Below are 14,713 nucleotides of genomic sequence, written 5' to 3'. Positions count from 1 at the left end.
TTGTACCAAGCGATGTACTACAAGAAGGATAATGCAAGGTTTTTGAACGTCCCAATCCTATTTTCGCAGCATGAACATCGGACTTTAACAGGTCAAAAGCTTTATTTTAAAAGGGTTTTACCATTATTCAGCAAACCCTAGTTAAACTATCATGTTGTTTTTTTATATCGGAAAGTACATGAAAATCACATCCGCAATCGTACAAAAGAATAAAGAAAGGAGCAACTTCGATAGAATTTGATTTTAGCGGTTCAATTTTGCGATTAGCTTTATCCCCGCGCACTTGATAAACTTCCACAGAAACTTTTTTGTATCCTGCAATTTCTTGAAGTAACCTGGTTATCAATATTCTTTCGGTCTGTCCTTCCACAAAAATCGCTAGTTTTTTCTGTAACATCAATCTATCACCTCCTCTGAATTAGGTTCCTGCAAGTAGTATTCACTAGCAAAAAAATCAAAGTTATTCAGTCCAATATGTTTAAACTGTTCAAATTGTTCGGGAGAATTAGAGTAATTATGTAATTTAGCGACTCCCGGTTGTCGTTCGATAACAGACCAATATTCAAGAGGAACACCGTTCATGATATTCTCATCATTAGTGGTCATGATAAGTTGCACTAAGCCTGTTTTCGCCTTCTCAATTAAAAGTTTAATTATAGCTGAAGATCGTTGAAAATCCAAACCCTCCCCAATATCATCAATAATAATACAACTAGGCTGATCTGACAAAATAGCGTAATTAATCTGAATAAATAATGATAAAGCTCTGAACATTACTTGAGATATTTCCGATTGTTCCGTGACAGACTTTAACCCATCTTCTTGCACATACAAAAACTTGGGTAAATTGTCTGAATCCTCGTCTAAATTTTCAGGAGGCGAAATATTAGACTTGAAAAAACTCGGTACTTTAGTTTCTATCTTTGCAATTTGATAACCGATTCTATTCATATCGTCAATAATTCTTTGAGTGAATTCACTATGTTCTCGTTTTCCCAGCACAAATATTCCAACAACATGATCACAATCTTTAGCATCTGTTTTGGCTTTTAATAATTCTGTTGTTGGCGGCAATGTGGCTATAGTATTTTTTCCCAGTTGTGTTCCAAATTCATAGAATCTTAGAGAGCTAGACCATTTATAAATATCTTCCAAGAAAGGGTGTTGGATAGTATCTCTACGCTTCACGACTGCCAATTCTGTAGTAGGAGTTTGAAAGCGAATATCTTTATCTAGTTCTTTTGCATAAATTCTCCCTTCTCCTGTTTTATCTCTTTGTAAAAAGATTTTTTCTCCTATTTTTAACTTTTCTTGAGTAATATATCCATTCTCGATTGTTATAAAATATTCTGTTTGATGCTCGGAGTCTTTATCGAACAACAAATGCCATTCATCTTTTCTCGTCGGTCGATTACCGAGCTTACCCCCATCGCATAGTAGTTCTGATAAAAGGTAGATTACTCGTACAATTCTTGATTTTCCACTGGCATTTTTACCAACGATTAAATTAATATTGCCTAACTGACATCCATCAATTCGCCATTCATTGGGGTTGCCTCGATTAGAAATATATTCAAACTGGTCTAATTTCATGATTTTAATCTCCTTGGTCGCAAAAATCGTCAATAAGGTGAGCTTTTTATAGCTCACCCTCAACTTCATACTAACTCAAAACACCAGAAGGAATCCCTAATATATCCTCAATTTTAGGTAAATCTTCTAGGGGAATTACCCGGCCTTCATCCTCAAAACCAGCGATTTCAATTAAGATTGAGAATATTAATACTAGACAGGATAAGAGCTTCATATATCTAGAATGTATCAAACTAATCGGTCATGACTATAAAAACAAATCCGGGGGTAGATAACCCCCTTGTGTACAAATGATCTGGCAAATACATAAGAACTAATTAGCTGATGGTCTGAATTTTTGTTGTATTTTAGCCTTTATTCGAGCAATAAAGCTGGATTTGCTCTTTTTTTCGGGATCTTCGTAGATAAAAGTTTTGGCACTACCATCTTCTAATATTTCAATTAACTTTAAACTAGGTGCTTGTCTCTGTTGTTTTAGTGACTCAGACATAATAGTTTCCTCTGTGGTTTAGGTCTTAACCCTACTGTTATCATGAGTCAATTGCTTAACCTAGTCAATACCCTAGACATTATTCTTCATTCTCCAGAGTAATTTAACAACGTTATTGTATTGTGTCATCCAGTCTAAAATACTACTATGCAGATTTCTATCATTCATTGAGCTTAAATCCGCACTATCATCGGTATCAACAGCTAATAGTCCCAGAATAGAACTTTTTTGTAGTGCAGCTACAGCTAACACAATTTTTATATGAGGATTAATTAAGAGTTCATTGTCTCTTTGGAGAGGGACATAAGAAGACGGTAATTGCTGAGAATTGGAAATATCAACAAACTCCAAAGCATACTTTCTTATAGTCTTCAGGTATGTGTAACCAATTACCCCTTCATCTAATTCAAAAAGTGCCTCTAGTTCCCTATCAGATACATTGCTAGTTTTACATACCATTTGGAGATTCCAAGTAAATAACTTTTGTCTCACTGGTATCCACAAGGATACTCTGATATTGCCCTGTAGATTAAATTTTTGTTTTATATCAACAGATAATTCTTCTAAAGAACTACTGATTGCTGGCACAATATTTAAGCGAATTGTTTCTAAAAGTTCAACAGTATCTTGTCCAGTCTGTGTTTGAGAGAGTAGAACAGGAATTCCTAAGATAATAATAGATATAATCGTAACTATTTGAGGACTTTTTAATAATTTCCATTCCCTAGGTATAGGACTATTCTCTCCTGTAAAAAATGAACTTGCATCCCCTAAACCTGTCACAATTGCTACTATTAAGTATAACAAAAATATGAGTTTTTCCCAAGGCTTGAATTTTCTGAGAAAATAATCAAATTCATACTTAAGTAGGTGGGTGGAATTAAATATAAAATGAACGTAGGTTGGGTTGAAGCATGAAACCCAACGCCCGCATGGGTTACGCTACCGCTAACCCATCCTACAAATAATTGTGCCTACCTACTTAATAATTCTTGCAATAATTATTCGTTGTTGATCCTTCATCTAATTTCAAGTTTCTTTGACAATAAAAGGGACTGGATAAATCCTATCAATTCTAAATAAAACTGTTGTTTGACGATTTTCCCAAACTAATTTTTCAATGATAACATCTGCGTAGGCGACCCAATGTTCATTTACCAAAGGAATGGGAACATCAACAGGAATAATTCTATAATCTTCTTTGCTCCCTTGATACTGTTTAGATAATTCCAAACTTTCTGGATAACCTTGAGATGGTTTTAACTTTAAAATACTATTCACTTCACAGGGCATCCCCATAAATTTTACCTCTTTATTTTCTGAACAAAAGGTGAGCTTTTCATAGCTCACCCTAAACTTCATACTAACTCAAAACACCAGAAGGAATCCCTAAGATATCCTCAATTTTAGGTAAATCTTCTAGGGGAATTACCCGGCCTTCATCCTCAAAACCAGCGATTTCATTAAAGTTCAAATAGCGGTATAAATCGCCAGCAAAAGGATTAATTTTCTCGGTGACAATTGCGAGGTATTCCTCGACGGTGGGAATGCGTCCTAGCAGCGCACAAACCGCCGCTAATTCAGCGGAACCGAGATAGACTCGCGCATCTTTTCCCATGCGATTATTGAAGTTACGAGTCGAGGTAGAAAATACCGTCGCTCTGTCTTCAACCCGCGCTTGATTACCCATACAAAGGGAACATCCAGGCATCTCGGTACGCGCCCCAGAAGCGGCAAAAATGCCGTACATTCCCTCATCGCGCAATTGTTTTTCATCCATGCGGGTGGGGGGACAAATCCACAGTTTAGCCTTAGCAACTCCTGCTCCTTCTAATATCTTAGCGGCGGCGCGATAATGGCCGATATTAGTCATACAAGAACCGATGAACACCTCATCAATTTTATCCCCGGCGCATTCCGACATTAACTTGATATTATCGGGGTCATTGGGTGCGGCGACAATGGGTTCTTTAATCTCGCTTAAGTTGACGGTGATAATATCCGCATATTCGGCATCCTTATCCGCCTCCATCAGGACAGGATTAGCTAACCATTGTTCCATTTTTGCTACCCGACGTAGGATAGTTTTGGCATCACTATAACCCCGGGCCGCCATATTCTTTAACAGGGCCACATTAGAGCGTAAATATTCCGCCACTGTCTCGGTACTTAACTTAATCGTACAACCGGCACAGGAACGTTCCGCCGTGGCATCGGTTAACTCAAAAGCCTGTTCTAATTTCAAATCCGGCAGCCCTTCCATCTCCATAATACGACCGTTAAAAACATTTTTTTTGTTCTGTTTTTCCACGGTTAATTTGCCTTCTTGCATGGCAACGTAGGGAATAGCATTAACAATATCGCGCAGAGTCACACCTGGTTGTAATTCCCCCGTAAAACGCACTAAAACCGATTCCGGCATATCCAAAGGCATTACTCCCAAAGCGGCCGCAAATGCCACTAAACCCGACCCCGCAGGAAAGGAAATTCCCAGGGGAAAACGAGTATGAGAATCGCCGCCAGTCCCCACCGTATCCGGCAATAACATCCGATTTAACCAGGAGTGAATAATGCCATCTCCCGGACGTAAAGCGACCCCACCCCGGGTAGAGAAAAAGTCCGGTAATTGGTGATGAGTTTGAATATCAACCGGTTTCGGATAGGCTGCCGTGTGACAGAAACTCTGCATGACTAAATCGGCGCTAAAACCTAAACAGGCTAACTCTTTTAACTCGTCTCTGGTCATCGGGCCGGTGGTATCCTGAGACCCTACCGTAGTCATAATTGGGTCACAGGAAGTACCCGGCCGCACCCCGGGTAAACCGCAAGCTTTGCCGACCATTTTTTGCGCTAGGGTGTAACCTTTACCGGTGTCACTAGGCATAGTTGGACGGGTAAATAGGGTACTAGCCTCAAGTCCCAAGGCGTGACGGGTTTTATCGGTGAGACTGCGACCGATTAAGAGGGGAATACGACCTCCGGCGCGCACTTCATCCAGAATTGTCTCAGGTTTGAGGCTAAAAGTGCTAATAGTTGCGCCCGCTTCGTTGGTGATTTTGCCTTCGTAGGGATAGATTTTAATCACATCCCCCGTGTTCATTTGGCTAACATCGCATTCAAGCGGTAAAGCACCGGAATCCTCGGCCGTATTAAAGAAGATAGGGGCGATTTTACTGCCTAAAATATAGCCACCAGCACGTTTATTAGGCACAAAGGGAATATCATCACCAATATGCCAGAGAACCGAGTTAATAGCCGATTTTCGGCTGGAACCAGTCCCGACCACATCCCCCACATAGGCGACCGGATGGCCTAATTTTTTCAATTCGGCAATGGTTTCTAAGGACCCGGGTTGACGGGTTTCTAACATTACCAAAGCATGGAGGGGAATATCAGGCCGGGTGGTGGCATGGGGAGCGGGAGATAGGTCATCTGTATTGGTTTCCCCCTGGACTTTGAAGACGGTGACGGTAATTTCTTTAGCAAGTTTCGGTTTAGCGATAAACCAAGCACCATTGGCCCAAGCATCGATAACCTGTTTAGCATAGGGATTGGTGTCGGATAATTCCAAAACCTCGTTAAATGCGTCGAATACCAGCAGGGTTTTACTTAAAGCGCTGGCGGCAGCGGCGGCGATATTAATATCTCTGGATTTCAGCAGTTCAATCAGAGAATGAACGTTATAACCACCTACCATGGTTCCCAGTAAGCTAACCGCACCCTGAGCGGAGATAACGCTAGATTTTATTTCACCTTTGGCAATTCCTGTTAAAAATCCCGCTTTAACGTAGGCCGCTTCGTCAACTCCGGGGGGAACACGGTCACGCAGCAGGGTCAGCAATTCTCCCCTGAGTTCTTCGGACGGATTTTTGAGCATTTCGCATAATTCCGCCGTTTGTTGAGCATTGAGGGGAAGGGGAGGGATACCTAATTTCGCTCGGTCGGCAACGTGCTGATGATAGGCTTCTAACATAGGTCTATTGTCTCCTAGTCTTCACTTGTGACGGTTTCTTCCTAGGTTACTGGATTTTTGCTAGTCTCTGAATTTCTAGGTTAACGAGAGATGACTTTGCTGTTTGACTTCCATAAAATGAGAAAATAGCGATCGATTGACTATATTGAGGCTTAGATAATGGCTATCACCGATTCTGATCTAGATTTAGCACAATATATCGACCATTCTCTCCTCATCCCCACCGCCACCAGTGAACAATTAGAGGCTTACTGTCAACAGGCTGATCAATATCATTTTCCCACCGTCTGCGTTTATCCCGCCGCCGTTAAGCAAGCTGTGCAGTTACTCCACGGCAAAAAAACTTTAGTTTCTACCGTGATTGGTTTTCCCGCAGGGGCCACTACCTCCGCAGTTAAACGTTATGAGGCTTTAGAAGCTGTAGATAATGGCGCTAAGGAGTTAGAGGTGGTTATTAATCTCGGTTGGCTAAAAGATGGGAAATCTGAGCAATTATTCCAAGAAATTGCTAGTATTTGTCAGGAAACCGGCCAGACGGTAAAAGCGATTCTGGAAACCTCGCAACTAACAGACACCGAGAAACGTTTAGCGGCGGAGATTTGCATGGATGCAGGAGTGAGTTATCTAAAAACCAGTACCGGCTGGTTTGGAGGTGCAACGGTTAGCGATGTCAAGTTTCTCAAGGAAATTAGCAAAGGCCGGGTAGGAATTAAAGCATCCGGCGGAATTCGCACCCTAGAACAAGCGCTCGCTCTGATTGAGGCCGGAGCCACCCGTCTGGGAACTTCCCGTGGTGTCGATTTAGTCCGTCAGCAAAAGGCCGCTTTTGAGGAGTAATACTAAATCCTGTTTAAAAGGTATAGGAAAGTGGGGTGTGGGGTGTGGGGAAGTGGGGTGTAGGGTGTAGGGTGTGGGGTGTAGGGTGTGGGGTGTAGGGTGTGGGGTGTAGGGTAGTGGGGTAGTGGGGTAGTGGGGTAGTGGGGAGAATAAATAAAAAATAATCTCCTGTCTCCTGTCTCCTGTCTCCTGAATCCTGTCTCCTGAATCCTGTCTCCTGAATCCTGTCTCCTGAATCCTGACAGCTAAAATGATGGCTGACATTCAATAAAAATAAGGGGGTTTATTTGCCGATAATTCGCTGTGGTAATCGAGAATTTAGAGATATTCAAGGGATTGTTTTTGATAAGGACGGTACGCTAGAGGATTCGCGGGCTTTCTGGTACGATCGAGCTATAGCCCGGATACAAGCCATTGAATCGCAAATCCCTGGTTTAGAGTCTTTATTAACCAAAACTTTCGGTATTGGGACAAATAGTCTCAATCCTGCCGGTTTAATGGCAGTGGGCAGCCGCAGAGATAATCATATCGCCGCTGCCGGTTGTATTGCTTCCACCGGCCGGGATTGGTTAACGGCAATGGCGATCGCAAAAGCATCCTTTCAAGCGGCCGATGAAAAGGTTCCCCCCCGCTTAAATCCCCTCTATCCCCAATGTTTAGAAGTAATTCGTTATCTGCACGCGGCCGGTTTACAATTGGCGATTCTTTCCTCCGATACCACAGCACGAGTTGAGCAATTTGTCAAGGAAAATCACCTATTAAATTATATTAAAATTGTTCGGGGATGCGATCGAGGTTTAAGTAAACCCGATCCCCTATTATTGCAAGAAACCTGTCAAGCTTTGGGGACCGCAGTGGACAAAACCCTGATGGTAGGGGACACTAAGGCCGATTGGGAAATGGCTAAACAGGCAAAATCAGCAGCAGCGATCGCAATTAGTTGGCAACCGGAAAACCATCAAGATTTACAATTAGCTGATGTGGTCATTAGAGAACTTACTGCCATCTCGGTTATCAGTTATCAGTTATGATTTTAGCTGTTAGGAGACAGGATTCAGGATTCAGGATTCAGGATTCAGGAGTCAGGAGATTATTTTTTATTTATTCTCCCCACACCCCACACCCTACACCCTACACCCTACACCCCACACCCCACACCCTACACCCCACACCCCACACCCCACTCCCCCACTTCCCAATTCATAATTCCCTCTATGCTAACAATTGCCTTACCGAAGGGTGCTTTACTAAACGAAAGTATCCAAATATTTCAGAAAATTGGCTTAGATTTTAGTGCCTTTCTTGACTCAAAAAATCGCCAATTACAGATTACCGACCCTACTAACCAAGCGAAAGCGTTATTAGTCAGAGCAACAGATGTACCAGTTTATGTAGAATACGGTCAGGCACAATTAGGCATCGCTGGTTATGATATTTTATTGGAAAAATCTCCCGATGTGGCTAATTTAATTGACCTAAAATTTGGTTATTGTCGGATGTCAGTAGCTGTCCCTGCTGATAGTCCCTATCAAAGTCCTCTAGACATTCCCCATCACGGTAAAGTTGCCTCAAAATTTGTCAATTGTGCTAAGGATTATTTTCGTCGTTTAGATATTCCCGTCGAGATTATACCTCTCTATGGTTCCGTAGAATTAGGCCCGATTACGGGGATGTCAGAAGCGATAGTTGACCTAGTGTCCACCGGTCGAACTTTACGCGAAAATGGTTTAGTAGAAATTGACGAATTATTTGCTAGTAGCGCTCGATTAATCGCCCATCCTCTAAGCTATAGACTAAATCGCGATCAGATTTATAACTGGGTAGAAAAGCTCAGTTTAACGAATCAGCACCCCCCTTATTAAGCGGGTATCAAGGGTAGGGTTGATTCATGAATCAACCCTACCTTAAATCAACCCTACCTTAAATCAACCCTACCTTGAATCAACCCTACCTTGAATCAACCCTACCTTGAATCAACCCTAGGGATCAAGAGGGGATTAAAGGCAAAATCTATTTAATTAGAACCATTTACTTATTTCCCCCTAACCTAATTGTTTTAAGAGCAAACCAATAAGCGCACCAGCAAGAATTAACCAAGTAGAATTAACCTGAAAACGTAGTAAAAGAATAGCAGAAATAAGAGATAGAATGATAGCCAATAAATTAAAAGGTAAATTCCCGTAGGGTTGTAACCAAGTAGCTAGAGCTAAATTAAAAATTACCGCTACCATTAAAGCCACGGCACTAGCATTAATTGCATCTAAAAAAGCACCCGCCCAAACCGATTCTCTCAGCTTAGGAATAAGAGGATTAAGTAATAAAACAAAGATAAAAGAAGGAAAGAAAATCGCTAGAGTCGCCACAATTGCCCCCGATACTCCTAATATTTGATAACCGATAAAAGTGGCTGTGGATAATACCGGACCGGGGGTAAATTGACCCACAGCAATAGCATCTAATAATTGTTGCTGGGTTAACCATCCTCTCCCCTGCACTAAATCCCCTTCCAAAAAGGCAACTAACACATAACCACTACCAAATAAAACACTACCCACCTTGAGGAAAAATAGCCCTAATCCTGTTAATGTCGGTGGGATGTTGCTAGGAGTAGCAACCGCCGTCGCACCGCCTATTCCTGCCACAATCAGGGGGAAAGTAGCGAATTTTTTTAGGATAAACATCCCGATAATTCCGCCTAACAGTAAAGCGATAACTTCATTTAAACCTAAGATTAATAATCCGATAACTCCCAATCCGATGAAGAGTAATTGACGGGTTTTCAGTGCCTTTTTGCCTAAGCGCCAGAGTGCCTGAAAAATCACCGCAATTACCACCGGTTTAATCCCCGCAAAAATCGGAGCCACATCCGGTAAAGTCCCGTAGGTAGTATAGAGCCAAGCTAGAAAACCCGTAATTAACACCGCAGGAGTAATAAAACAAACCCCCGTGATTATTAAACCCGCTAAACCACCAAAAATATAACCGATATGAATGGCCATTTCCGTGGAATTAGGACCAGGAATCAGATTAGTGGCCCCCACCAAATCGAGAAATCGCTCCTTAGTCATCCAACCGCGACGCTTAACCACTTCTTCCTCCATTAAAGCGATATGGGCAGCCGGACCACCAAAACCGATAATGCCGATTTTGAGAAATAAAAGGGCAAGTTGCGAGAGATTGGGAGGCGATGAAGTCAGCATTTTCTGATTACCAATAGTTTTTCTAGAATCAAGTTTATATCCAAAAGAATAAGCTTAAGTTAAATTATTAAGTAAGTAGTTATAGTTAAATTGAAGATAGATTTTGGGTTCGATCCCCCCTGCCCCCCTTGATAAGGGGGGTGTCTGACAACTTTTAACACCTACCTACTTAGCCAGATCTCGTCAATTCCAAAATTCCATAATTGCAAAAGCTTTTTACACAAACTCAATTATAAGTATTTAATACCACCGTTCAAGTAAATTTGATACAAAAAAAGTTAAGAAAACTTTATAAATAATATTGATTAATTTGTTTATAATGAACCCCATTAATACCAACTGAAACCCATCAGCACCTCCCTTATTAAGGGGGGCAAGGGGGGATCAAACCTTATTAAGGTTAGTCAACAAACCATAGACAATAATCAATTATCACAATCGATGCTAATCTATGCCCAAAAAACTCTATGGACAGCTTGCCGCCTAACACTAACCAGTTTTCAGATACCCAAGAGCCAGCAGCGAGTCCATCTCAGCGCCAAGCAGTGCCGGTCAATTATCCCGAACTGCTACCGGAATTGCTGTAGGCACTCGTCTTTTGATTTTTACAAGAGGTCTTGAGAACAGAAAAATTTGCTATACTGCTGATTAGAGTATTTATCCTCTGAATTTTTGTGTCTGCAAGAGATATTTACCACGACACTGTAAAACTTGCTTTAGAGAAGGACGGGTGGGCAATCACTCACGATCCTTTTCCACTTCAAATTGGCAAGAAGCGTTTATCCGCTGATTTGGGAGCAGAACGCTTAATCAGTGCGGAGAAAGAATTGCGGAAAATTGTCGTTGAAGTGAAAAGCTTTGTAGGACAGTCTGACGTAAAGGATTTACAGCAAGCTTTGGGGCAGTACGTCTTGTATCGTCAAATCCTTAACGAGATGAAAGTTGAGCGAGTTCTTTATCTGGCCATATCTCAGCCAACTTTTAACAGTGTTTTTAGTATAGAATTAGGGCAGGTATTGCTAAAGAATCAGATTGTGAAATTAATTGTCTTTGATGATGAAAGTGAGGTAATCGTGCAATGGATACCCGATTAAAATATCAAGGTATTATTAAGACTGTTCTCCAGAATCATGCTAACTATCGTGCTACTTTACCTGATGGTTACACTTCTCAGGTTATATTTGATGATGAACGAGGACATTATCTAGTTTTAGATTTCGGTTGGAGTGGTAATAAGTATCTCCATGCAACACCAATTCACCTTAGCTTGGTTGTCGATAAAGTCTGGATTCAATGTGATGAAACGGAGGAAGGCATAGCTACTGATTTGATGGAGGCAGGTATTCCCAAAGAAGATATAGTCCTGGGTTTTCGTTATCCTAAAATACGCAAATATACGGGATTTGCTGTGGCTTAGTGACCAGAAATGTTGAATCTATACATAAAACTTTATACACAAGCTGAAATTGCAAAAGTGTTTTAGACAAACTCAATTATAAGTATTTAATACCACCGTTCAAGTAAATTTGATACAAAAAAAGTTAAGAAAACTTTATAAATAATATTGATTAATTTGTCTATAATGAACCCCATTAATACCAACTGAAACCCATCACCACCCCCCTTATTAAGGGGGGCAAGGGGGGATCAAACCTTATTAAGGTTAGTCAACAAACCATAGACAATAATCAATTATCACAATCGATTCTAATCCATGCAAAAAAAACTCTATGGACAGCTTGCCGCCCAAGACTAACCAGTTTTCAGATACCCAAGAGCCAGCAGCGAGTCCATCTCAGCGCCAAGCAGTGCCGGTCAATTATGAGTACAGCCTCAATCTGCCGGAATTACTCAACCAGCTTGACCTCTCAGTGTTGATTTCCACCTACCAAGCGGGACGAGTGGCCAGCATTGGCACTTATCAAGGACAAATACGGGTGAGTTTCGCCCATTTTGACCAAGCAATGGGTTTAACCCGAACCGCTACCGGAATTGCTGTGGGCGCTCGTCAGGCAATTTGGAATTTACCCGCTAATCGAGAGATTGCCCCCCAGATTAAACCCGAAGGGGAACAGGATATCGCCTTTTTAGCTCGTTCTTCTCACCTCACCGGTCCGATTATGGGTCATGATTTGGCTTTTGGCAGTAATCGCCTTTGGGTGGTCAATACCCTATTTAACTGTCTGGCAACCATCGAAGGAAATTGGAGTTTTCTCCCCCAGTGGAAACCGCCCTTTATTACCGAGTTAGTCCCCGGAGACCGCTGCCACCTCAATGGCTTGGCTATGGCTGAAAATAGCGGCACTCCCGTATATGTAACGGCATTGGGGGAAACCAACGAGGAAAGCCTCTGGCGAGAGAATAAGGCCCAGGGCGGATGCTTAATTGATGTGCCGAGGGGAGAGGTGATTTTGCGGGGTTTAGCTATGCCCCATTCTCCCCGTCTTTACCAGGGTAATCTCTATTTTCTCAATTCCGGTTATGGAACCTTGAACCGTTGGCATCCCCAAACTGGCAGCACGGAAATCATCGCCGAATTGCCCGGTTTTACCCGGGGTTTAGACTGTTGGGAAGGTCACGCCTTTGTCGGGTTGTCCCAAGTGCGGGAAACGGCGGTTTTTGGCGGTTTACCCCTGGATGAGCGGCGTAATCAATTGCGGTGCGGGTTGGCTATCGTCAACCTGTCCACCGGTCAACTGGTGGCAACTTTTTGGTTCAATAGCGGCGTGGAGGAGGTTTTCGCCGTCTCCGTCCTGCCGGGCTACCGCAACCCGGCACTGATTGGACCAGACACCGACCTCGACGGCACTCAATCCGTCTGGATGGTGCCTTCTTTAGGGGCTTAATTTTGTAATTTTCACCCTATTATTCAGGAAAAAATCATGTCAACTCCTTAAAATGACTAACCCTACTATCTTAGAAGAGCTACTAAAATTAGCAGCTACTGCTAATTCTCTCGCAGAATTTAAGCAGTCTTTGGCAAAAATCAATATCTAGAAAACCGGTTTCTTGAAGAAACCCGTTTTCTGGACTTGTGGCCATCGCCTTCTCGCCATGACCCGCTAAAATTGTCATTGTGAGGGAGTAATTGAGAGACAATCTTCAGAAACCCGTTTTCTGGACTTATGGCGAATCACCTGAATCAGTGAACAGTTGCCTTTTGGTAACTGATTCAGGTAATTGCATTTGCGTCTCTTGGTTATAATTCACAAACAGGCTATAATGTTAGTAAAACAACGTTAATCTCTAAGGTTTATCAATGACTCAAATATTGATCGAAATTCCCGACGAATTAATATCTCGTTTGCAAGAACAAAAATCCTCGGTTCAAGAGATTGTTATCAAAGCTTTGGAAAATTATGTTCAAGCTGAATTACCAGATATTACTAAGACTCGTACTTGGGAACTTTGTGGAAGTTTAGAAATTGTCCAACCTGAGCCTAAATATATTATCGGACAAGATAATCGGGGTCAAGTTGTAACTAACTACGCTGAAAACATCGATGAAATTATTTATTAAAAATTGTGGACAAAGAAATTATTGTTGATACTTCTGCTTTAATTGCCTTTTTTGTCAAATCTGAAACTCATCACGAAAGCGCTCAAAAATATTACTTAGAAAATCCTCATAATAATTGGATTATTCTGGAATCGGTATTCGATGAAACTGTGACTTGGATTCGGAGCAAGGTATCTAGTCGAGCCTCAATCCAAGTGGGTCAAATACTAAGAGAAGATCATCGTTATATCAATGTGTCAGATAGCGATGATCTGGCAATATGGGAAGCTTTCTGTAAGTACAATGATAAAAAATGGAGTTACACAGATTGTTCTATTTTAGTTATGGCTCATCGTTTACAAATATTTAAGGTATTCGCTTTTGATGATCATATTCGTCAAATGGCAGGATTAGGAATTGTTTGTGTCCCATAAACTAATAAAAATACAATTTATGAACGTCGTTCAGATTGCATATCTTGCAACAACCCACGAAACTGAGAAAATGGGGGCTCTTCTCGACTTTGTGTGATAATTTTTGCTTATGTAATCGTGAAATGCTTATCGGGCAACACTTTTAGGACTATTTTGTCGAAGAAACTATCAGTATAGACCTCGTTTCCACACAGAAACCAGAAGAGCCAAATGGGTTTCTCAAAGAAACTATTTAGAAAACGGGTTTCTTAAAGAAACCCGTTTTCTGTAAATTTTTGTTATATCCCCCTTGAAAAATTGGCGATTGTTTGCACAAAATAGTCGCATTAATCTTTTGCAGTTAACGTCATGACTTCTACCCTGTTGCCGGGCTTTCCTGCTGTTGACGATGTTTTGTTCAATTTTGCTCAATCTGATGGCTTGAGTCAAGCTAATCAGGTGAATAGTGCGAGAAATCAGCGTTTAACCGCTACCGTAGTTTTCCTCGATGCTGGTGTTACCGATTATCAAAGTCTCCAAGCTGGGGTAATCCCTGGAGTCGCCACGGTTATTCTCTCTCCCAATCAAGACGGAATCGAACAAATCTCCGCTTTTTTACCACAAAATCCCCAGATTAGCACCATTCACCTCTATTATTAAATCGGTGCGTTACGCTATCGCGCTTCACAGCCTACGAGTAAGCAAACA

The 14,713-nt window shown here is 41.6% G+C and carries 20 protein-coding genes and 1 pseudogene; 11 read left to right on the top strand and 10 right to left on the bottom strand.

The features are described from left to right. Window positions 1-127 precede the first annotated feature (127 nt). The 7 genes from O9290_RS02230 to acnB all read right to left on the bottom strand — a co-directional run bounded on the left by O9290_RS02230 (window position 128) and on the right by acnB (window position 6,056). Entirely contained in the window at window positions 128-397 is a 270-nt protein-coding gene (locus O9290_RS02230; protein ID WP_288025946.1) for a TOPRIM nucleotidyl transferase/hydrolase domain-containing protein, read from the bottom strand. Continuing rightward, window positions 397-1,593, bottom strand: coding sequence for an ATP-binding protein (locus O9290_RS02225; protein ID WP_288056899.1), 1,197 nt, complete (start codon window positions 1,591-1,593; stop codon window positions 397-399). Before O9290_RS02225 ends, O9290_RS02230 begins: the two co-directional genes overlap by 1 nt. A 70-nt stretch (window positions 1,594-1,663) precedes the next feature. Continuing rightward, a complete protein-coding gene (locus tag O9290_RS02220) occupies window positions 1,664-1,807 on the bottom strand; it encodes a hypothetical protein (RefSeq protein WP_002761373.1) in 144 nt (47 codons plus the stop codon). 99 nt (window positions 1,808-1,906) lie between these two features. Beyond that, window positions 1,907-2,083, bottom strand: a complete 177-nt coding sequence (locus O9290_RS02215) for a hypothetical protein (RefSeq protein WP_002797259.1) — start codon at window positions 2,081-2,083, stop codon at window positions 1,907-1,909. 72 nt (window positions 2,084-2,155) lie between these two features. Next, a complete protein-coding gene (locus tag O9290_RS02210) occupies window positions 2,156-2,890 on the bottom strand; it encodes a hypothetical protein (RefSeq protein WP_288056897.1) in 735 nt (244 codons plus the stop codon). 222 nt (window positions 2,891-3,112) lie between these two features. Next, entirely contained in the window at window positions 3,113-3,382 is a 270-nt protein-coding gene (locus O9290_RS02205) for a DUF2584 domain-containing protein (protein ID WP_002761370.1), read from the bottom strand. 64 nt (window positions 3,383-3,446) lie between these two features. Further along, the gene (gene acnB / locus O9290_RS02200) at window positions 3,447-6,056 is read right to left on the bottom strand and encodes a bifunctional aconitate hydratase 2/2-methylisocitrate dehydratase (RefSeq protein WP_288025940.1); all 2,610 of its coding nucleotides are present in this window, start codon (window positions 6,054-6,056) and stop codon (window positions 3,447-3,449) included. Between the two features lie 159 nt (window positions 6,057-6,215). On the opposite strand from acnB, the gene deoC reads away from it, so the two are divergent. Next, complete coding sequence (deoC, locus tag O9290_RS02195; RefSeq protein ID WP_002761367.1) at window positions 6,216-6,893, top strand: deoxyribose-phosphate aldolase; 678 nt, start codon at window positions 6,216-6,218, stop codon at window positions 6,891-6,893. On the opposite strand, the gene O9290_RS02190 is transcribed toward deoC, so the two are convergent. Continuing rightward, window positions 6,858-7,157 (bottom strand): hypothetical protein, encoded by a 300-nt coding sequence (locus O9290_RS02190; protein ID WP_288056895.1) that lies wholly within the window; start codon window positions 7,155-7,157, stop codon window positions 6,858-6,860. The two genes, deoC and O9290_RS02190, sit on opposite strands and share 36 nt — an antisense overlap. A gap of 23 nt (window positions 7,158-7,180) precedes the next feature. Here O9290_RS02190 and O9290_RS02185 point away from each other — a divergent pair, with 23 nt between their 5' ends. The 3 genes from O9290_RS02185 to hisG are packed head-to-tail and all read left to right on the top strand — an operon-like array spanning window position 7,181 to window position 8,755. Next, window positions 7,181-7,924, top strand: coding sequence for an HAD family hydrolase (locus tag O9290_RS02185; protein ID WP_002761366.1), 744 nt, complete (start codon window positions 7,181-7,183; stop codon window positions 7,922-7,924). Next, window positions 7,921-8,187, top strand: coding sequence for a hypothetical protein (locus O9290_RS02180; RefSeq protein ID WP_196219856.1), 267 nt, complete (start codon window positions 7,921-7,923; stop codon window positions 8,185-8,187). Before O9290_RS02185 ends, O9290_RS02180 begins: the two co-directional genes overlap by 4 nt. Beyond that, window positions 8,108-8,755: an ATP phosphoribosyltransferase gene (gene hisG / locus O9290_RS02175; RefSeq protein ID WP_002761364.1), complete on the top strand. Its 648-nt coding sequence runs from the start codon at window positions 8,108-8,110 to the stop codon at window positions 8,753-8,755. The genes O9290_RS02180 and hisG overlap by 80 nt, the downstream gene beginning before the upstream one ends. A 180-nt stretch (window positions 8,756-8,935) precedes the next feature. Here hisG and chrA read toward each other — a convergent pair whose 3' ends face one another. Next, entirely contained in the window at window positions 8,936-10,093 is a 1,158-nt protein-coding gene (gene chrA / locus O9290_RS02170; RefSeq protein WP_288086632.1) for a chromate efflux transporter, read from the bottom strand. Between the two features lie 467 nt (window positions 10,094-10,560). Between chrA and O9290_RS28045 the strand changes: the two are divergent. From O9290_RS28045 to O9290_RS02155, 4 genes and pseudogenes are all read left to right on the top strand, one after another. Next, window positions 10,561-10,674, top strand: a pseudogene (locus O9290_RS28045) (TIGR03032 family protein); the annotation flags it as partial. A gap of 93 nt (window positions 10,675-10,767) precedes the next feature. Further along, window positions 10,768-11,187: an element excision factor XisH family protein gene (locus O9290_RS02165; RefSeq protein WP_002764234.1), complete on the top strand. Its 420-nt coding sequence runs from the start codon at window positions 10,768-10,770 to the stop codon at window positions 11,185-11,187. Next, a complete protein-coding gene (locus O9290_RS02160; RefSeq protein ID WP_002732736.1) occupies window positions 11,172-11,510 on the top strand; it encodes a XisI protein in 339 nt (112 codons plus the stop codon). Before O9290_RS02165 ends, O9290_RS02160 begins: the two co-directional genes overlap by 16 nt. Before the next feature lie 313 nt (window positions 11,511-11,823). Further along, the gene (locus tag O9290_RS02155; protein ID WP_288025936.1) at window positions 11,824-12,939 is read left to right on the top strand and encodes a TIGR03032 family protein; all 1,116 of its coding nucleotides are present in this window, start codon (window positions 11,824-11,826) and stop codon (window positions 12,937-12,939) included. Between the two features lie 88 nt (window positions 12,940-13,027). On the opposite strand, the gene O9290_RS02150 is transcribed toward O9290_RS02155, so the two are convergent. Then, window positions 13,028-13,168, bottom strand: a complete 141-nt coding sequence (locus O9290_RS02150) for a hypothetical protein (protein WP_216628906.1) — start codon at window positions 13,166-13,168, stop codon at window positions 13,028-13,030. 184 nt (window positions 13,169-13,352) lie between these two features. On the opposite strand from O9290_RS02150, the gene O9290_RS02145 reads away from it, so the two are divergent. From O9290_RS02145 to O9290_RS02135, 3 genes are all read left to right on the top strand, one after another. Beyond that, complete coding sequence (locus O9290_RS02145) at window positions 13,353-13,613, top strand: hypothetical protein (protein ID WP_002733873.1); 261 nt, start codon at window positions 13,353-13,355, stop codon at window positions 13,611-13,613. Window positions 13,614-13,618: 5 nt separating this feature from the next. Next, window positions 13,619-14,026, top strand: coding sequence for a type II toxin-antitoxin system VapC family toxin (locus O9290_RS02140; RefSeq protein WP_002761361.1), 408 nt, complete (start codon window positions 13,619-13,621; stop codon window positions 14,024-14,026). Between the two features lie 348 nt (window positions 14,027-14,374). After that, window positions 14,375-14,665: a DUF4347 domain-containing protein gene (locus O9290_RS02135; RefSeq protein WP_288086630.1), complete on the top strand. Its 291-nt coding sequence runs from the start codon at window positions 14,375-14,377 to the stop codon at window positions 14,663-14,665. The last annotated feature ends 48 nt before the right edge of the window (window positions 14,666-14,713 follow it).

Origin of the sequence: Microcystis sp. LE19-41.2A, assembly GCF_027530405.1 — a bacterium.
In the GTDB taxonomy this organism is placed as follows: Bacteria; Cyanobacteriota; Cyanobacteriia; order Cyanobacteriales; family Microcystaceae; genus Microcystis; species Microcystis aeruginosa.
The sequence above is the reverse complement of the archived record's forward strand: the minus strand, read 5'-3'. Positions and strand labels throughout refer to the sequence as shown.